This window comes from Effusibacillus consociatus, from assembly GCF_042652925.1.
GTDB classification, from domain to species: domain Bacteria; phylum Bacillota; class Bacilli; order Tumebacillales; family Effusibacillaceae; genus Effusibacillus; species Effusibacillus consociatus.
Window position 1 is genome coordinate 14,295 of sequence record NZ_JBHSHC010000157.1, and the last position, 19,640, is coordinate 33,934.

Consider the following 19,640-nt stretch of genomic DNA (forward strand, 5'->3'; position numbering starts at 1 on the left):
AACGTTAGTGTTCATGTATGTTAAATGTTCCATGGCAGAAAAAATGCGCCTTCCGGCGCAATGTTCCTTCCCGACTCTGTCCTTTAGTAACCGCCCGAATTTCCCCCGTATCCATCCGAACTACCGCTGTTTCGGAACGGCGTGGAGTTCGGAGGCACGTGGGTGGTCGAAGAAGTCAGTTCCACCAACACTACATCCGCCCCAATCTTCACGATTTGGCTCCATGGAATCACGTAATCTTGAGAAGCTCCGAACATACCGAAGAACCGCCCGGAACCCGGCACTACAATCGCCCGAATCATCCCGTTCTCAAGATCAATATCGAGGTCTCCGATCATCCCCAGCCGTTTTCCATCCGAGATATTCACCACATCTTTGGATTGCAGTTCCGATACTTTAATCATGCAAACCCCTCGTTGTAAATTATTGTCCTTTTACACTGTATGCACGATCAAAAAGAAAAAGTCGCCCAAGCGACTTTCTGAAAGAGTGGTTTCTTAAGGCCGGATATATTTCTGCATGTGACTGATCGCGGCTTTTTCGAGACGGGATACTTGCGCCTGTGAGATGCCAATTTCATCAGCCACTTCCATCTGGGTTTTCCCTTCAAAGAAACGCATTGATAAGATCCGTTTTTCCCGCTCATTCAACTTCTGCAAAGCTTCGAGGATCGCAATTTCTTCCACCCACTGGGAGTCCTGATTTTTCTCATCGCTGATTTGATCCATCACATAAATCGGATCTCCCCCGTCATGGTAAATCGGTTCAAACAAGGAGACCGGATCCTGGATCGCGTCCAAAGCAAACACCACATCTTCCTTTGGGACTTCCATCGCCTCCGAGATTTCGTTAATGGAGGGCTCCCGCAAATTTTTGTTCGTCAGCTGGTCGCGGACTTGGAGTGCCTTGTAGGCGATGTCCCGGAGACTGCGGCTTACCCGGATTGGATTGTTATCCCGAAGATATCGCCGAATCTCTCCGATAATCATCGGCACTGCGTAGGTCGAGAATTTCACATTCTGTCCCAGGTCAAAATTATCGATTGCCTTCATGAGACCAATGCACCCGACTTGGAACAAATCGTCTACATACTCCCCCCTGTTGTTAAAACGTTGAATCACAGAAAGCACAAGCCGAAGGTTGCCATTGACAAGCTTCTCACGGGCGGACAATTCCCCCCGCTGCAACTCCACAAACAACTTACGCATTTCCGTATTTGTCAAAACAGGAAGCTCCGCTGTGTTCACACCACAGATTTCCACTTTATTACGCTTCATGTCATTCCCTCCCCGTTGAAGGTCCGCCGTGGGATTCGTCAACAGTATTTCCTCGGAGGGAAGATTTATGCACTTATGGAAAATCAAAGCATCTTGTTGAATTCTTTGCGCAGACGCTTGATAATTCGTTTCTCCAAGCGTGAAATGTAGGATTGGGAGATCCCCAAAAGATCGGCAACATCTTTTTGCGTCATTTCTTTTCCATCTGCCAAACCAAAGCGAAGCTCCATGATGCGACGCTCCCGGTCCGACAATTTGTCCAGCGCTTTATAAAGCAGTTTCCTGTCTACCTGTTCCTCGATTCCCCGGTAGATCGTATCATTTTCCGTACCCAGGACGTCTGACAAAAGCAGCTCGTTACCGTCCCAATCGACGTTCAGCGGCTCGTCAAAAGAGACTTCCGAGCGAATTTTATTATTTCTGCGGAGGAACATGAGAATTTCATTCTCAATGCAGCGGGAGGCATATGTAGCCAGTTTGATTTTCTTTTCCGGATCAAACGTGTTGACCGCTTTAATCAAGCCGATCGTGCCAATGGACACCAAGTCTTCTATATTGATTCCCGTATTTTCGAACTTGCGAGCAATGTACACAACCAATCGAAGGTTGCGTTCGATTAAAACCGCCCGCACCGCTTCATCCCCGCTTGGAAGTTTTCCCAACAGAAATTCTTCCTCTTCTCGAGTCAAGGGAGGCGGAAGAGCCTCACTTCCACCCACATAATAAATCTCCTCAGGTTGAGTGCCCAGTTTGAACAGAAGCCGCAAATACCATAAACGAAGCTGCAGTCGGAGTTTGAATGGGATAATCATGTAGAGGTCCTCTCCTTCCTGGTAAGAAAGATAACTGGTTAGGACGCGATAGAAGAATCGGTTTCTGCTATGCACGCCGGAGGCAGAATTGCGTGATATGCTTCATCACCCGACATTGGCTTCGGGTTAATTGCCACCAAAATCTTGGAAACTGCACTTACCGTTTCGCCCTGACGAACCACGAATTTGGAAGGTCGAAAGGCCAGCAGCATACCAACTGTTCCTCCCACACCCCGATAGGGCACGATTCGCAAACGGGATTGCCAATCACCTTCTACCGCCTTCTCGCCAAGATCCATTGTTACATCGCGATGTTCCCGATAAGCCTCAAGCAGAGAGGGAGGCAGCAGCGGCTCCAGAGCGCGCCATTCGACTACAGCTACAGGCAAGCCGGAGATTGGATCCGTTAAGACATTCCCCGTATCCAGCAGCCCTGTGAATTCAACACGGACACCCTCAAGCGCAAGTTCGACATGCCACAGATTCCCTTCCCTCTTCTTGAAACGTTCGATTCGGTTCCATGCCACTTTTCCAATCAGATAGATGACAGGGATTGACAACAAGACAAATTGCTTATTCACTCCCCAAACAGCTTCATGAGAAACGAGAACCATTCCGCCAATGGGACGAGTTTCCCCCAGCAAAAAATTCAACCCGTAGGTGGCCCCCCCAATAACAAAAGAAGCAAGATAAAACAAACCCCAGAACCGTAAAAACTCCAAGACATTCTTCGGGTGAAACGTAAGGATCACCATTAGGCAGGAAAACAAAATTTTGGCACCCCAACTGATAAATGGCTCTGTTCCCCCCGGCATCAGAAACAGCAATGCATAGCTGGCACCAACCGCAGAACCTAGAGCAATTCGCCACCAGCGAACCTTCCTTCTGCCCATCCAGGCAGCTGCAACCAGAATTACCGCATCCATAACGAAGTTAATCAGCCAGACCACATCGATAAATATTACTGGCATGCGGTTTCACTCCCGCACTCTTCGATGTCCCTAGTATAGTACATATCTATTACAAATTTTGTCGCAACTTGACGGTAGAATAGGGAAATATTTCGACGCGGGATACAATCCTGTCAAGAAATCTGCCAAAACAAGACCCTCCTTAAGAGAAGTCCCGAGATTCCCGGAATTCCCCCTAAGCAGGGTCAATTTTGTTCAATCGGCCATTACGCCGCATTTTGCATTTGGTTCTTGGAACGAAATAACACACGGTCTAACAGCTCTCTCTCGTTAAAATTGAAAACCAATATGGCTTAACGTTCCGTAGTTATAGCTCCGGTGTAAAAGCTTTGGGGACAATTCCGGATTTCCGCTTCCGAGTGTGATAAACAGAGGTACAAAATGTTCCGCCCTGGGAACCGCACGTCGAGCATAGGGTGCCAATGTTTCATAAGCAAAAAGGGAATCCAGATCCCTCTTCTGCACCTTATCAATCAGCCAATCATCGAATTCCAACGCCCATGGCTCCGCAGTTTCTTTCCCCCACGCCAAAGTTCCCAAATTGTGCACGGTTGCGCCGCTACCAATCACCAAAATGTCCTCTTTCCCCAAATCCCTAATAGATTCACCGATTTTGTACTGCTCTTCAGGTGAGAGGTAGGGATTCACAGACACTTGAACGACCGGTACCTCCTCTTCCGGATACATATGTCGCAAAACAACCCAAGAACCGTGATCCAACCCTCTTTTTGCGTCTTTCCGTACGGGTATGCCTTGACGTTGAAACATTTCTTGCAGCATCGAGGCCGTTTTTCTGGAACCTTTCGCTGGATATTTCACTGAATACAGTTCCTCCGGAAAACCGCCAAAATCATAAATTGTCTCATAAATATCATCAGAATCCGTTATCGATAGAACCTGATTTTCCCAATGCGCTGTAAAAATTACGATCGCCTTCGGTTTTTGTGTTTGTTCGCCCAAATTGCGTAAAAAGCGGGTGTATTCGTTATCTTCCACCGCAAGTGTTGGGGACCCATGACAAATAAAGTACGATAATGCCATTATTCCACCTCCTTCTATCGGTTACTTTTCGTAAGTTAATATATAATAATAACCACATGATGTCAAGCATATAACTTTTTAAAAGTAAATTTCCTTTTGAAATTAAATTACCTCAAGGAGTATAATATGACAAAACGAGGTGATTCATAGTGAAAATCAATGCGGCAGACTCCTTTCCGGTAACGAAAAAACGGGCGTCCAAAATGGATACCCGTTTCATAGTATTTGCATTACTTATCGTTGTTACGACGAAGAAAAGCAGGTACGTCTAAGTTGTCCATCGAAGTTCCGGCACTGTTAAATGGACGGAGGTCGAGCTTATTCATAGGTTTGGCAGCTGCCGGACGCTCCTTATGTTCAAAGCCGGTAGCAATAACCGTTACAATGATTTCATCAGTCAAGTTTTCGTTGATCACGGCACCGAAAATCATATTGACTTCCGCATCAGCTGCAGATGAAACAATATCAGCAGCTTCATTTACTTCAAACAAGGAGAGGTTGGAACCGCCGGCAATGTGCATCAATACGCCTCGTGCCCCATCAATTGAAGTTTCCAGAAGAGGAGAGCAGATAGCTTTCTTGGCAGCTTCGGTTGCGCGATTTTCACCACTTGCAACTCCAATTCCCATAAGGGCCGAACCGCGCTCAGTCATAATCGTTTTGACGTCCGCAAAGTCCACGTTAATCAACCCTGGAACCGCAATCAAATCGGAAATGCCGGAAACACCTTGACGAAGTACGTTATCCGCTTCCCGGAACGCTTCTACCATAGGAGTATTCTTATCGACGATTTCAAGCAGACGATCATTCGGAATGACAATTAATGTGTCTACCTTCTCTTTCAGATTGGCAATCCCTTGCTCTGCCTGTATCATACGGCGACGGCCTTCAAATGTAAAAGGCTTGGTAACGACACCAACCGTCAGTGATCCCAGTTCTTTTGCAATTTCTGCGACGACAGGCGCTGCCCCGGTACCTGTACCGCCCCCCATACCGGCCGTTACAAACACCATATCAGCCCCGCGAAGTGCGTTTGTAATCTGTTCACGGCTCTCTTCCGCCGCTTTTTTGCCAATATCGGGATTTGCCCCCGCACCAAGACCGCGAGTTAACTTTTCGCCGATTTGGAGGCGATGGTGAGCTTTCGACAATTGAAGCGCCTGAGCGTCTGTATTGACGGTAATGAATTCGACGCCCTTTATTCCTGCCTCGATCATTCGATTGACCGCGTTACACCCGCCGCCACCGCACCCGATGACCTTTATCTGGGCAAGTGCGTCTATTTCAAGATCAAATTCCAACATACAGTTTCCTCCTCGATCATCATACCCATTAAGCGACTATGAACTGTTCCTTATACAAATTCGCTAAACCAACCCTTAACGCGATTCATAAAGCCACCGGATTTGCGGTGTACTTGAGCGGGATTCGTTACATGGGTTCGGCGCATATAGTTCCGAATCGCATATTGAATGATCCCAACACCGTTAACAAACGAAGAATCACGTACCCCCAAGTGCTCGGGAACCGAGATCCGAACGGGTGCGTTCAACTCGAATTCTGCCAACTTGTCGACAGCAGGCATACAAGCTACCCCACCGGACAAAACATAACCGCTGGGGATTTCTTTCTCATACCCCATACGTTCGACTTCTCTTCTGACCATGTGAAAAATTTCCTGCATCCGCGGCTCAATAATATTGGCCAAATCTGATTGAGAGTATTCCTTATCCACGTTGCTCCCAATACGGGGTACTTTAAATGTCAATTCGTGTGAGGCACCGGCTACCATGGCATATCCGTAACGAATTTTAACAGCTTCGGCCATTTCTGTTTGAGTACGCAAACCAATGGCAATGTCATTTGTTACGTGATCTCCGCCAATAGGAAGCACGCACAGAGCGACTAAAGCTCCATTTTCAAACACGGAGACTGTTGTTTGACCTGCACCAATATCAACCAGGACAACCCCAAGTTTCTTTTCATCACCGGAGAGCGCAATTGAACTTGCAGCCAGTGGCATTAGAACAAGTCCGGCATTCCGTATGCCCGCTCTTTCAACACAACGAATAAGGTTGGAAATGACGGTACGGGAACCGGTAACAATTGAGCCTTCCACTTCAAGGCGAACTCCGATCATACCTCTTGGATCGTTAATTTCATCAAGACCGTCAACAATGTATTGTTTGGGAACAATGCCGATAATCTCTCGTTCAGGAGGGACTGCAATTACTCTGGCCGCCTGAAGAACCCGTTCGATATCCTCGTCCCCGATCTCTCTATCGGGAGAAGATACGGCAACAACGCCTTGACTCGGTTGAAGTGTAATATGATTGCCGGTTATTCCGATAAAAGCGGATTCAATCTGAATCCCCACCATGCGTTCCGCATGCTCGACAGCTTCCCGGATGGATTGTACAGTTTTATCTATATCAACAATTGAACCTTTGCGTATCCCTTCACCGTCAGCAGACCCAACACCGATAATGCTAAGGGTCGAACCGTTGTATTCCCCGATGATAGCACGTATTTTGGATGTTCCAATATCCAGACTGACGATGATATCGCCTTTAGTCAAGCGGTGGCACCTCCCTAAACATAAACAGACCTTCTACATAAAGATTCAACGCGATATGTCGAATCCCTTTTTTCTCAGGAAACTTTTTTGCCTTTTTGCATTAAGAGCCGCCTAATTGTGGCAATATTGTTAAACAATCTCACACCGAACGCGAATACCGCAGCCAAATAGAGATCGACGCCTAATTCGGATCCTATATAAGCCAATAACGCTGCAAGTAATGTATTGGAGAAGAACCCTGAAATAAACACGCTGCTGTCAAAATGACGTTCGAGGCTTGCACGAATTCCTCCAAACACCGTATCAAGCGCCGCAAGAATCGCAATCGACATGTAACTGCTGTATTGCAAAGGGATGTTGACATTGAGAATCAATCCGAGGGAAATCCCCAAAGCCAGTCCAACAATCGGGATCCAGATCATTTTTTTGCTGCTCCTTCCGCTTTATCCTCTGTTGTGAATTGATAATTTGGGCTCCGTGTATAAGGGGGCAATACCAGCTTCTTCCCATCCCGATATTCGGTGATAATCAGCGCTTTCCCTTTGGATCGAAAGAAGTCTTCACCGATATAAGTTAAAACGGCTCCCTTCATCTTATCAATATCACCTACAGCATCGATTACATAAGGCAGGGTAACAACGTTAAAGTTCACCTGCATGGTCCCCGGATAGATGATCTGGTCGACTTTGCTGACACCGATTTCCCTGATTCCAGTAGATGTAACGACTCGCTGATTGTTAAACGAAACCGCTCGAGCACCATTGGACTGAAGGATATTGACCAGATAGACCAACTCGTGATCAAAAATATGATATTTTTCCTCATGCGGATCTCTGGGACTTGGGGAAATGATTGAAAACGTCGGATCTTCTTTAATTTCAATTCGAATCCCGTTTCCTTCAAGCGGGGTAAGGCCAGCCTCCACTTTCGCCTTGTTCAGGTCATCTTTCATTTTCGCAAGAACACTTTCCTGGTTACCTGGGGAACTTTCATAGACCTGCAGTTTTCGTTCCATCTTGTTAATCTGTTCCAGTAATTGCTCATGGTGGGTGCTTTCGTAAGCAAGTGCATTTTTAACCTGAATGATATCGGCACCGGCAAAGTTTGACTCTTTATTTTTACCGGATGTCATTTGGATTGTGAGCATTGCCCCAAGCAGGGCACTGACAGCAAACAGACTCCATTTAAATTTACTTACTGACTGGTTTCCCATTTTCCAGCCCTCTTTTCTATCTGGTTTCTCTCTCCTGGCATTTATTGACTGACACTGTTGGACGACAGCTTATTCGGGTCTCCCGAATAGCCCTTCATTTGAATCAGGGCAACTTCTTTCGGTCCCTGGACCTGCAGAGCTCGATCCTTCCCTCTCAGCTCATCGAGAATGCCACCGCGAAACGTCAAGCCGGTAATGAGGGTGGCCGGATCCCCGATCGCTTCGATTTTATAGGGAGGAGTCAGCAGACGGTCGTTCACGCGGACAGTCGGACCGACACACAGAATACCGGTAGCAGAACCGATTCGTTCCCCATTAATGCTGACCGCTTCCGCACCCGCGAGAAAAATCTCGTTCACAATTCGCATCACATCCGTATCGTGTGTTACAGGATTCGGTGAACTGGTCGCTTTCTTGCTGTCATCGATCGTAAGCACGATTCCTGGACCTTTCACAGGGGAAGTTCCTGCAAGAATCCTGGCCCGCTCCAATTGTTGCTGAATATCGGTTGTATCGTATTTTGCCGCTTCTTGCTCAATCGCAACAACTTTCTTGTTCAATTCGTTCAACTGGTTCTCCAGAGCTTTATTTTGCTGCTGGATCGCCGCAAGCTTTTCCTTAGCCTGCTGAACATCCTTGCTCGAAACACCCCAACTGACTTGTTCATTGATTTTTTGGGTATTCTTATATTGAACTGCCATCATCAATCCCAAGGTTAAAGAAATGACAGTTAGAGACACCGTGAGTTTGGTCTTTGCAGGGTTCACTTTTATCACTCCTTTTTGGGAACCCGCTCGCTTCCTTTTTCATACCAAGCTTCTTCCCTACTATAAATATAAATGATTCCGGAAGATTTGCCTTCTAGTTGCTTTTTCCAAAACTGCGTAAATACTTCCAGCGTAGTATTGATATCTCCGGGTGGAAAGCGGATTTCGAACGATGCGGGATCGGGATTCGTCCATGCTGACCATAAATTTCCTTCTTTGATCTCAAAGTTAGAAATAGGTTCAAGAAGCGAACGGTCCACTTTCACGATCTGTTCGCAAAATTTCTGGATATCCGGATCGGGGATTTGTTTTCCTACCTCAATTTGGAATTGACGTTTCGAAGAAAGCAAAGGTACGCCTGCTCCAGAAGGGTTTTTCACCAAATCGAATACCGTCCCATCACTTAACAACCGATAGTTTTTTCCGCCTTCCTTTGTGAGAATGGCGGCCACCGGTTTTTCAGCCACAGCAATCACGACATTCCCGGGAAATTTCACTTCAACGTCCGCTTTTGCAAGCAGCGGAAGCTGGCTCTTTAACCGCTTGTCCACTTCGGCAGGTTCCACTTCCCAAATATTCATGCCCACCTGTATACCGCTGATCCTAAGAATTTGATCTTTCACTATCTGGCTGTTGCCCACAACCTCAACGGACCGAACCTCGGACAACGGAGAGGTAAAAAAAACGGCAACCGCGATCCCCAGAAAAAAAATAATCAGCAATAGCAGAGCTTTCCAACTGGGCTTACGTTTTTGTTCAGGTACCATAAGATGCCCCCAAAAAGAATTCCAATCAGTAAAATAGAGCGGCATATCCGAAGGTATGCCGCTCGTTGTCTTGTATTCAATCATGAATACGGGTGATTCGTGCGCCAAGTGAGCACAGCACATCTTCAATCCGCTCGTATCCGCGATCTATATGATGAGTATTCTCCACAAACGTGGTTCCATTAGCTGCCAGGCCAGCTATAATGAGTGCTGCGCCCGCGCGCAGGTCGGTCGCTTCCACATTTGCCGCTGTCAATTCGGAAACACCTTCGATAAAGGCAGTTCGGAGATCGATTTTGATCTGTGCACCCATTCTTCGAAGTTCGCTTACGTGTTTAAACCGTTCTTCAAATACCGTTTCCGAAACAATCGAAGTTCCGTTTGCCACCGTAAGCATCGACATGAAGGGAGCTTGCAGATCAGTGGGGAATCCCGGATAGTAAGATGTCTGAATTCTGTCAACCGCGGAAGGTCGATTACTAGATTTTACAGTCATTATATCACGATCAACCTCGATTTCAACACCGGTCTCCCGCAGTTTGGTGATTACAACCCCCAAATGTTCCGATACCACATTCTCTAACTGAATATTTCCTCTCGTGATAGCTGCGGCTACCATTAAAGTTCCGGTTACAATCCGATCGGGTATGATCGAATGCTCAACCGGGTTTAATTCCGATACGCCTTCCACATAAATAGTCGCTTCACCCGCTCCGGTGACTCTGGCTCCCATCTTGTTCAGATAGTTTGCCAAGTCAACAATTTCCGGTTCTCTGGCCGCATTTCCGATCATCGTGGTACCTTCGGCAAGTGACGCGGCCATCAAGATGTTTTCGGTTGCTCCGACGCTAGGGATATCCAAATAAATCGACGTACCCTTTAACCGATTCGCTTTGCAGTGCATATACCCGTGACTGTCGTGAATGGTTGCCCCCATGGCCAGCAAACCTTTGGTATGCAGGTCGATAGGTCTTGAACCGATGGTACAGCCGCCCGGTTTCGATACACGGACGGAACCGAATCGGGCCAACATGGGCCCCATCAAAAAAATCGAAGATCTCATCTGCCGCATTAATTCATCCGGAATTTCCGTCAAGTGAATGGGAGTCGGATCTACAGTGACAGTGGAGCCATTCCTTGTGACACGAGCTCCCAAACTGCGAAGAATTGATTCCATCACTCGAATATCCTGCAAGTCGGGGACGTCATGAATCACGCTTTCCCCTTTAGCCAACACACTTGCAGCAAGGATCGGCAGTGCAGCATTCTTTGCTCCGTGAACACGAACAGAACCAATGAGCGGTTGACCACCCTCAATGGCAAATCGTTCCACGATGTCACCCCCTGATGTAGTCCTGTTGTCAATCCTCTCCTACGATTCGCACTTCAGGGATGAGAGTAATACCGTTTCGTTCACGGATCGTCGTTTGTACCAAATCAATTAGGGCCAATACATCCACCGCTCTCGCTTTTTGGACATTGACAATAAAGTTGGCGTGAAGATCCGAAATCTGGGCCCCACCGATTTTGGTTCCTTTCAATCCAGCCTGTTCAATCAGGAAACCTGCATGAGTTCCTTCCGGGTTTCGAAAAACGGACCCGCAATTAGGCAGCTGAAGGGGTTGGGTGGTCTGCCGACGTTTGGTCCAAGCCCTAACCTTTGCCTGCATCTCTTCGGTGCTTCCGGGCTGCAATTGAAAAGTTACCCGAACGACGATCCTAGGCTGATCTTTCAGGATGCTGTACCGATATGCAAACTGCAGATCACGATTTTGAAGAGTCCGGATTGAACCATCCTCTTCCACAATATCTGCGCTTAGGAGTACGTCTTTTGTTTCTCCCCCATGCGCTCCGGCATTCATCATTACGGCACCGCCGACGGTTCCGGGAATACCGGTTGCAAACTCGAGCCCTTGTAAGCCACTGCGAATCGCAGTATTGGCCGCTGAAACATAAGAACGTCCGGCTTGGACAGTCAACTGATCCCCTGATATCGATATGTCTGCAAAATTATCAGCCAGCTTGATGACAACCCCCCGCAGCCCACCGTCCCGCACCAAGAGGTTGGACCCCCTGCCAATCACATACCACGGAACTTTATTTTCAGCACATGTTTTCGCCAAAAGCTGCAGGTGCTCAGTCTTTGAAGGAATCACAAACACATCCGCCGGCCCGCCAATTTTCCACGTGGTGTGTTTGGATAGGGGCTCATTGAATAAGACTGTTCCCACATCCAGTCCGTGAAAAATGGCTTGCAGATCTTTGTTGCTCATACCATACCTCCGTTAACCCGGCCGTTGCTCAGCGTCTACGTACCCTATACTATGCGCACCTCTTCGATGTGTGACTGCAGCCCAGAATTACCCCGGAAAGTGAAGAACAGCTTTGCAGTCAATTCCGAGTACTTTCCGGGGACCCCGTAATAATATATTGGGCCCCCGGAAGAAACAACCAAAACAGAGTTGTCTGATTCCGGCACTTTTGCGGGCACACGTGATGACGCAAGTGGCTAAAACGACCGGATCTGATTGATTATTTTAATAAGTCCATAACAGCCTGATGGATATTGCTCAACGCCTCCGGAATCCCGAGACCGCGGCTCCGTTTTTTCATTTCCTGCAATTTGGAGGGGGATTCAATCAACGAGGAAATCGTATCATAAAGAAGATCTGGAGTAAGATCTGACTCCTTGATCATGATTCCGGCTCCCTCGTCCGCCAACCATCTCGCATTGTGTTCTTGATGGTTGTTGGTTACATAAGGGGAAGGAATGTAGATGCCCGGAATACCCAGTGCCGTAACTTCGGCGATGGTAGTTGCCCCTGCTCTCGAAACCAGAATATCCGTACCTGCCAGAAGAGGGAGGATATTGTAAACGAACGGTTGTGTAAAAATCCCTTGCTGCGGCCCGTAACCCTTTTCCTGTATTTGACGGACAACATCGTTATAGTGGATCTGACCCGTAATATAGATCAACTGAAAGTTTTTTTGTTTTGCAACCGATTCCAGCATACCTAATGTAGCATCGTTAATCGGCTTCGCTCCGCGTGAACCGGACACAACCACGACCGTTTTTTTCGTCAAATCAAGACCGAATTCCTGCTTCACCTTCCGAATATCATCGGGTGAAACCTTTACGACTTCGCTCGCTCGCGGGTTCCCCGCCACCACAACCTTATCCTTAACGTGCGAAAAGTACTTCACTGCACCTTCAAATGAGACGCCGATTCGATCCGCAATACGGCTTAAGGAACGATTCGTGAGACCCGGCAGTACATCCATTTCATGAATATACGTGGGAATTCCCCGCATCTTGGCCATAAAAGCAACAGGAGCTACGACATAACCGCCGCAGCCAATTACAACATCCGGCTGAAACTCCTTCAAAATCCGCCCGGCTTGCACCAGCCCTTTCCCCAAACGCCAAAAGGTTTTTACCGTGTCCAAAGACAAACTCCGCTTCAGTCCGCTGACCTCAATAGTTCGAAAAGCAAAACCCGAGCGGGGTACGATGTCGCTTTCAAGCCCCCGCTCGGTTCCTATGTAAAGAATCTCAGCGTTTTCCACGTCGGCGAAATATCCGGCAATCGCGAGAGCGGGATAGATATGTCCACCCGTTCCCCCGCCAGTAACAACAATCTTCATTGAAGACTCACACCTCACTAGCACCCACCAAAGTGACGCAACAAAGTAGCAAACAACGGGAACCGCAACTACGCGTGCAAGGTCTCGCTAAGGGCTAAGCCCAAGTCTCGCCGTGTTGGTGGGGGCCCGAAATACCTTTTCCATCATTATTATCTCGAATATCTGGAAATGTTCAAGAGGATGCCGACCCCCGTCAGCATCAACAGCAAGGAGGACCCTCCATAGCTGATGAACGGAAGCGTGATCCCTGTTACAGGCATCGATCCTGTTACCACACCGATATTGATAATGACTTGTACCGCGATCATTCCGGTAATGCCGATTGCCAGCAAACTGCCAAATGTATCCTTCGCGGTGACCGCGGTCCGAACCCCGCGCCATAGAAGCAGCAAGAACAGAATTAAAACCGTTGCTCCCCCAATAAAACCAAGCTCTTCCGCCAGTATAGCAAAGATAAAGTCTGTTTGCGGCTCCGGCAGATATAAAAACTTTTGCCGGGAGCGGCCCAGTCCTAATCCCATCAGCCCTCCGGGCCCCAATGCGTAGAGCGACTGAATGATCTGATATCCCGCGTCCAGTTCATATTTCCAGGGATCCAAGAAAGCAAAAATCCGCTTGAGACGGTAGGGTGCCACAATCACCAAAGCGACAAAAACCGGAATCGCAAGTGAGGCCAACGCAAGCAAATGTTTCACCCTGGCACCCGCAGCAAAAATCAGTATGAGCGTGGTGCCCGCGATTACTGTGCTTTGTCCCAGGTCCGGCTCGAGCATAATCAGGCCAACCGCCAACACCATTAAACCAAGGGGCGGCAATAAACCTTTTTTAAACTCATGAATTTGATCCTGATATCTCTCGAGATACCAGGCAAAGAAAATGATGAGCCCAAGCTTCGCCGCTTCAGACGGCTGGATTCCAAATGAACCGATGCCAAGCCACCCCTGCGTACCATTGCGTTCAACACCAAGCGGCGTGAGTACGATGATGAGCAGGAAGAAACAGCTCAGCATGATCACCTTGGCCCATTTTTTCAGGCGGGTGTAATCGAAATCCATCATAAAGAACATCATGCCAAGACCGGCCACCGCCCAAATTAACTGTCGTTTGGCAAAATAAAAACTGTCCCCGTAGACCTGGGCCTTTATTGCGCTTGCGCTGTAAACGGTCACTACACCTATACCCAGCAATAAAAGAACCGTCACAATGATAACCAAATCCGGATTTTTGCGATCGTGCGAAGTCAACTGGAATCCCCCTGTTCCTCGGTCTCGTCCAATCGCTACATTGTATGCACGGCTTTCTTAAAAATACGTCCCCTTTCCTCAAATGAGGTGTACATGTCCCAACTTGCACACGCTGGCGAGAGAAGTACCGAATCCCCGGCTTTCGCAAGACTTGCAGCCTTTACCACCGCTTCTTCAATGGAACCGACGCGGTGCCGTTCACGGATTCCCGCCTTCTCAGCGGCGGCAGCCAGCTTATCAGCCGACTGACCCAACGTAACAATCGCCTTCACATGCTTTTGAAAAACGGGAATCAGCTCGGCAAAATCGGTTCCTCGATCCAGTCCCCCGGCAATGAGTACAACCGGATTGGAAAAGGAAGTGATGGCACGGGTAGCCGCTTCTGCATTTGTGGCCTTGGAATCGTTATAATAGGCTACTCCGTTTACCTCAGCCACGTATTCAAGCCGGTGTTCCACACCCTTAAACCCGAGAATTCCTTCCCGAATGGCTTCGGGGCTTGCCCCTGCGGAAAATGTGATGGCAGCCGCCGCCAAAACATTTTCCAGGTTGTGGGCTCCTTTTAAGGGGATTTCTTTTACATCGCATACCTGGACGTCCTGACCATTCGAACGAATACAGATACTCTCATCTTTGACAAAAACGCCCTCATCCAGACTCTTTGTCAAGCTAAAAGGGAAAATTCGTCCTTCTATTGACGCGGCCAGTTCCATTACCACCCGCTGATCTGCGTTCAATACCGCGGTGTCTTCCTTCGTTTGATTTGCAAACATGCGGCTTTTGGCAGCAATATATTCTTCCATGGTTCCATGATAATCAAGGTGAGCTTGGTACACGTTCAAAAGCGCTCCCACCCGAGAACGAAACGAAGATGTTCCCATCAACTGGAAAGAAGACAATTCTGCCACCAGCCATTGATCCGGGGTTACGTCTTCGATAATCTCGGATAATGCGGTGCCAATGTTGCCCGCCACCACCGGCCGGAGGTTCGCAACTCGCAAAATTTCACCAGTCAGGCTTGTTGTGGTTGTTTTTCCATTTGACCCGGTAATTCCGATAATTGGAGCTTTCGAGAACTGATAAGCGATCTCAACCTCAGTCACGATCGGAATTCCAAGGGCAGCTGCCTGCTGAAGGGGAGCAGCCGAATACGGGATCCCGGGATTCTTGACCACCAGGTCCAAATCCGACGACACAATTCCTTCCGGATGTCCACCGCAAACAACTTGAATCCCCATTGTTTCAAGCTCATCCGGAACACGCCCGAATGATTCCCGCTCTTTCCGATCATTCACAAGTACGTTTGCACCGTGTTTGGTCAATAAACGAGCAACGGCCGCGCCGCTGCGGGCGAGGCCAAGCACCAAAACTTTTTTGCCTTGATAGTCCACGATTTCACACTCCCAGAAGGGGCCCATCAAAGTCCCTATTTCAGATACGCAGACAAAGCCACGATCGAACTTACTAACCCCGCCGCCCAGAAAGTGGTGACGACCCGCCACTCCGACCAGCCGGACAATTCAAAATGATGATGCAGCGGACTCATCTTGAACACCCGCTTGCCGAACGTTTGAAACGAGAAAACCTGGATCAGGACCGACAATGTTTCGGCAACAAATACAAACCCGATGATGACAAGCAGCACTTCTGTTTTCGTCAAAATCGCGGCCGCCGCCAATCCCCCGCCTAAAGCAAGAGAGCCGGTATCTCCCATGAATACCTTAGCAGGATGGGCGTTGAACACCAGGAAACCAAGCAGCGCTCCCACCATGGCCGCACAGAAGATCGCCACATCAAATTCACTCGCCCAAACAGCCGCTATGCCTGCGTACGTACCAAACGCAACAGCGGATGTCCCTGCCGCCAAACCATCCAATCCGTCCGTCAAATTTACCCCATTGGTAGCTCCAATGAACATGAGAAAGAGAAAAACGGAATAAAAAATGCCCAGATCCCATTTGATATCAGTAAACGGAATCGATACGTAAAAGTCAAATCCCCGCAGATATAACACCACAAAGAAAATGGCCGCCACAATAAACTGCCCGAGCAGCTTCTGTCTGGCCCTGAGCCCGAGGTTCCTTTTCATGACAACCTTGATATAATCATCGATAAATCCGACCAAACCAAACCCTAGAGTGGCCAACAGCATCAACCAGAGCTCATCGGAACGTTCTGAGAATTGGATGGCCGTAATCGTCAATGCCACCAGAAAAATCGTTCCCCCCATCGTAGGGGTTCCCGATTTTTTTTGATGCCCCTGAGGACCTTCGGTACGAATCGATTGTCCGAATTTTAATCTGCGCAAAAGCGGAATGAACAGCGGGCCAATTGCTGTAGCGACCAAAAAAGCCACACCTGCTGTCCAATACAATGCTTGCAATTCCATTTAGTGGTCCTCCTTACGCCAATAGCCCTGTTACGACTTCTTCCATCTTCATTCCCCGGGATGCTTTCACAAGAATGACCGGCTGCCGTTTCGTGGAAGTGGTACGGTTTATAAAATCAATCGCGCGTTGTTTCGAATCTGCAACAAAAATCTGTTCTTTTGCCAGACCGGCTGCAAGTGCACCTTCCGCGATATCACCTGCATGTTGGCCTACCGTTACAAGCAAATCAATCGCCAGCTCGCCGGCAAGATGTCCTACTTCGTAATGCATCTCACGGGCGACAGCCCCCAATTCCAGCATATCCCCAATCACGGCTACTTTAAAATCGGTATCCGGTGTTTCCGATAACATTCGAAGCGCCGCTTTCATTGAAGTAGGGCTTGCGTTATACGCGTCATTGACCACATATCCGCCCGCTGCACGTTTTTTCACTTCCATTCGCATGGCGGATAAGGAAGCCTTTGACAATCCGCTCGCAATCTCTTCTTTTGTCATGCCCAAACGGCGTGCAATTGCGACCGTAGCCAACGCATTGCCCACTTGGTGTCTGCCCGGAATCGGTACATGGTATTCAGAATGATCGCCTTCCAGACGAAAAACGGTTCCTTCCAGCCCCAGCGAACGAACTTCCACCGCACGAACATCGTTCGATTCTCCAAATCCAAACCATTCAACCTCGCAAGGAACCTTCTCCCGCAAGGCACGGAGGAGAGGTTCATCTCCATACAACAAAGCCAGGCCCGAATCGGGCAGTCTTTCAATCAATTCAAATTTCGCATCTGCAATCCGCTCTCTTGAACCCAGGTACTCAATATGAGCTTCTCCGATGTTTGTGATCACACCGATCTCCGGGGCCGCTATGTCAGCCAGAAGTGCAATCTCCCCTATCCCGCTCATCCCCATTTCAAGCACCGCAACATCCGTATCAGGTTCCAATGCCAGTACCATTAAAGGCAATCCGATGTGGTTGTTTAAATTCCCCTGTGTTTTCTGTACCTTGAATCGTTCAGCCAGAACGGCTGCAATTAAATCTTTCGTTGACGTTTTTCCGTTACTGCCCGTCACGCCTATTAAGCTCAACTGTAAGGTTTGACGGTATGACTTTGCAAGCTGCTGCAAGGCAAGGAGCGTATCTTCAACCCCAATGACGGCAACACGCGGGTCGAGAGCTTCCGGCAAAGGACGGTTGGTCTGCCACAGAGTGGCAACTGCCCCCTGCGAAATTGCCTGAGTCAGGAAATCGTGACCGTCAAAACGTTCACCCACCAACGGCACAAAAAGCCGACCGCTTATCCCAGCCCGTGAGTCGGTGGATACTCCCTTTATTTCTGCTGCCGGATTGCCGGTTAGCAATTCCCCCTGCGTCATTTGAACCAATTGACTTATCGTTGCTCGAATCATAGTTCCCCCCGGATCGCCTTGGCAGCTACTTCCCGATCATCAAAATGATGCTTTGTCTTGCCAATGATTTGATAGGTTTCGTGGCCTTTTCCCGCAATTAATACCACATCGTCTTCGGTCGCAAGCCGAATCGCATGCCGGATGGCTTCCGTCCGATCTGTCAATCGAACATACCGTTCCCGCGAACAATCTGCCAACCCTTCTTCCATATCGTCGAGAATGCGCTCCGGATCTTCCGTTCGCGGGTTGTCGGACGTAATGATTGCAACATCACTGTACTGGGCCGCAATCCGAGCCATTGTTGGCCTTTTCGTGCGATCGCGGTCACCGCCGCATCCAACAACGGTGTAGACCCTTCCTCTGGCAAATTCCCGAATGGTCTTCAGCACATTCTCGAGCGAGTCCGGCGTATGGGCATAGTCGACGATAACCGTAAAATCCTGGCCGGCTGCCACTCGTTCAAAACGTCCATCGACCCCTCGTACCGATTCGAGGGAGGACTTGATTGCAGACAGAGGTACCCCTTCACACAGGCAGGCGGCAGCTGCAGCCAAAGCATTGTAGACAGAAAATTTGCCTGTCATCTGAAGCGAAATCTCAGTTGTCCCTGCAAAACTGTCCAAAGTGAAAGAAGCCCCTTTTGCTTCAATTCGCACATTGGTTGCACGCACATCAGCCGTTTGATTGATACCGTAGGTGACCACCTGGGCAACAGTTTGCTGAACAAAGAAGCCGGCAGATGGATCATCCGCATTGATGACAGCAAACTGCGAATCATCCCGCTTATCCCCATATGTATTACCCAGCCGGGAGAAAAATTTCCCTTTTGCGATTCGATACTCGTCCATTGAACCGTGAAAATCCAGATGATCCTGTGTCAGATTTGTAAAAACGGCGGTCCGAAATTTTGTCCCTGCAACCCTTTTTAAATCGAGCGCATGCGACGAAACTTCCATGATCGGATAGACAGTTCCAATTTCACGCATTTGATGGAACGTTTCCTGCAGCTCCAGTGCCTCGGGAGTGGTATTGGCCATATCAAATTCCTGTGCGCCGATACGCTTTTTTATAGTACCGATCAAACCTGTCAAATGACCCTGATCCGTTAAAATTTTATCAATTAAATGGGTAACTGTCGTCTTGCCGTTTGTCCCGGTTACCCCAATGATCTTCATCGATTTGGAAGGATGTTGATAAAACACGGCTCCGAGAATCGGAATCACATCTCGGGTATCCTTTACGATAATTTGCGGAACGGAAAGGTTGTCGATAATCCTTTCCACTACAACAGCTACTGCTCCCCGGTCTACCGCCTGAGATACGAAATCGTGCCCGTCGACCGTATGTCCCCGCAGGGCAACGAACAAGGAACCGGGACCCGCAAGCCTTGAATCGGCGGTAATGGCGGAAATCTCCAGTTCATCTATCGAGCCAATCACTTTTTTTAACAAAACAGGAGCAAGTAACACATGTAGCTGCAATGCAACGGCCTCCTCAAAAAATTTGTCCGGTACTGACAGAAAGCCCGAAAAGA

Annotated in this window: 19 protein-coding genes; all 19 read right to left on the reverse strand. The window is 48.5% G+C overall.

Annotated elements, in window-relative coordinates; all coding sequences use genetic code 11:
* Positions 1-83: 83 nt before the first annotated feature.
* A complete protein-coding gene (locus ACFO8Q_RS23115; RefSeq protein ID WP_380029579.1) occupies positions 84-404 on the reverse strand; it encodes a YlmC/YmxH family sporulation protein in 321 nt (106 codons plus the stop codon).
* A 93-nt stretch (positions 405-497) separates the two neighbouring features.
* Positions 498-1,277, reverse strand: coding sequence for an RNA polymerase sporulation sigma factor SigG (gene sigG / locus ACFO8Q_RS23120; protein ID WP_380029581.1), 780 nt, complete (start codon positions 1,275-1,277; stop codon positions 498-500).
* Between the two features lie 83 nt (positions 1,278-1,360).
* Positions 1,361-2,089: an RNA polymerase sporulation sigma factor SigE gene (sigE, locus tag ACFO8Q_RS23125; RefSeq protein WP_380029583.1), complete on the reverse strand. Its 729-nt coding sequence runs from the start codon at positions 2,087-2,089 to the stop codon at positions 1,361-1,363.
* Between the two features lie 38 nt (positions 2,090-2,127).
* Entirely contained in the window at positions 2,128-3,060 is a 933-nt protein-coding gene (gene spoIIGA / locus ACFO8Q_RS23130; RefSeq protein WP_380029585.1) for a sigma-E processing peptidase SpoIIGA, read from the reverse strand.
* A 270-nt stretch (positions 3,061-3,330) separates the two neighbouring features.
* Positions 3,331-4,101, reverse strand: a complete 771-nt coding sequence (locus ACFO8Q_RS23135) for a DODA-type extradiol aromatic ring-opening family dioxygenase (protein ID WP_380029587.1) — start codon at positions 4,099-4,101, stop codon at positions 3,331-3,333.
* A gap of 230 nt (positions 4,102-4,331) precedes the next feature.
* Entirely contained in the window at positions 4,332-5,405 is a 1,074-nt protein-coding gene (ftsZ, locus tag ACFO8Q_RS23140) for a cell division protein FtsZ (RefSeq protein ID WP_380029589.1), read from the reverse strand.
* A gap of 50 nt (positions 5,406-5,455) precedes the next feature.
* Positions 5,456-6,679, reverse strand: coding sequence for a cell division protein FtsA (ftsA, locus tag ACFO8Q_RS23145; RefSeq protein ID WP_380029591.1), 1,224 nt, complete (start codon positions 6,677-6,679; stop codon positions 5,456-5,458).
* A gap of 74 nt (positions 6,680-6,753) precedes the next feature.
* Complete coding sequence (locus tag ACFO8Q_RS23150) at positions 6,754-7,101, reverse strand: small basic family protein (protein WP_380029593.1); 348 nt, start codon at positions 7,099-7,101, stop codon at positions 6,754-6,756.
* Positions 7,098-7,892 carry a DUF881 domain-containing protein gene (locus tag ACFO8Q_RS23155; protein ID WP_380029596.1) on the reverse strand — a complete coding sequence of 265 codons (795 nt, stop codon included), beginning with the start codon at positions 7,890-7,892 and terminating at the stop codon, positions 7,098-7,100. The genes ACFO8Q_RS23150 and ACFO8Q_RS23155 overlap by 4 nt, the downstream gene beginning before the upstream one ends.
* Before the next feature lie 41 nt (positions 7,893-7,933).
* Positions 7,934-8,659 carry a DUF881 domain-containing protein gene (locus tag ACFO8Q_RS23160; protein WP_380029598.1) on the reverse strand — a complete coding sequence of 242 codons (726 nt, stop codon included), beginning with the start codon at positions 8,657-8,659 and terminating at the stop codon, positions 7,934-7,936.
* A 5-nt stretch (positions 8,660-8,664) separates the two neighbouring features.
* Positions 8,665-9,426 (reverse strand): cell division protein FtsQ/DivIB, encoded by a 762-nt coding sequence (locus tag ACFO8Q_RS23165; RefSeq protein ID WP_380029600.1) that lies wholly within the window; start codon positions 9,424-9,426, stop codon positions 8,665-8,667.
* 76 nt (positions 9,427-9,502) lie between these two features.
* Complete coding sequence (murA, locus tag ACFO8Q_RS23170) at positions 9,503-10,759, reverse strand: UDP-N-acetylglucosamine 1-carboxyvinyltransferase (protein ID WP_380029602.1); 1,257 nt, start codon at positions 10,757-10,759, stop codon at positions 9,503-9,505.
* A 28-nt stretch (positions 10,760-10,787) separates the two neighbouring features.
* On the reverse strand, positions 10,788-11,699 hold the full coding sequence (murB, locus tag ACFO8Q_RS23175) for a UDP-N-acetylmuramate dehydrogenase (RefSeq protein WP_380029604.1): 912 nt from the start codon (positions 11,697-11,699) through the stop codon (positions 10,788-10,790).
* A gap of 259 nt (positions 11,700-11,958) precedes the next feature.
* Entirely contained in the window at positions 11,959-13,071 is a 1,113-nt protein-coding gene (murG, locus tag ACFO8Q_RS23180) for an undecaprenyldiphospho-muramoylpentapeptide beta-N-acetylglucosaminyltransferase (RefSeq protein WP_380029606.1), read from the reverse strand.
* A 149-nt stretch (positions 13,072-13,220) separates the two neighbouring features.
* Positions 13,221-14,315 (reverse strand): stage V sporulation protein E, encoded by a 1,095-nt coding sequence (gene spoVE, locus ACFO8Q_RS23185; protein WP_380029608.1) that lies wholly within the window; start codon positions 14,313-14,315, stop codon positions 13,221-13,223.
* 35 nt (positions 14,316-14,350) lie between these two features.
* Positions 14,351-15,706 (reverse strand): UDP-N-acetylmuramoyl-L-alanine--D-glutamate ligase, encoded by a 1,356-nt coding sequence (gene murD / locus ACFO8Q_RS23190; protein WP_380029610.1) that lies wholly within the window; start codon positions 15,704-15,706, stop codon positions 14,351-14,353.
* A 35-nt stretch (positions 15,707-15,741) separates the two neighbouring features.
* Positions 15,742-16,704 (reverse strand): phospho-N-acetylmuramoyl-pentapeptide-transferase, encoded by a 963-nt coding sequence (gene mraY, locus ACFO8Q_RS23195; protein ID WP_380029613.1) that lies wholly within the window; start codon positions 16,702-16,704, stop codon positions 15,742-15,744.
* A 13-nt stretch (positions 16,705-16,717) separates the two neighbouring features.
* Positions 16,718-18,106: a UDP-N-acetylmuramoyl-tripeptide--D-alanyl-D-alanine ligase gene (locus ACFO8Q_RS23200; protein WP_380029615.1), complete on the reverse strand. Its 1,389-nt coding sequence runs from the start codon at positions 18,104-18,106 to the stop codon at positions 16,718-16,720.
* Positions 18,103-19,587: a UDP-N-acetylmuramoyl-L-alanyl-D-glutamate--2,6-diaminopimelate ligase gene (locus ACFO8Q_RS23205; RefSeq protein WP_380029617.1), complete on the reverse strand. Its 1,485-nt coding sequence runs from the start codon at positions 19,585-19,587 to the stop codon at positions 18,103-18,105. Before ACFO8Q_RS23205 ends, ACFO8Q_RS23200 begins: the two co-directional genes overlap by 4 nt.
* Positions 19,588-19,640: the final 53 nt, after the last annotated feature.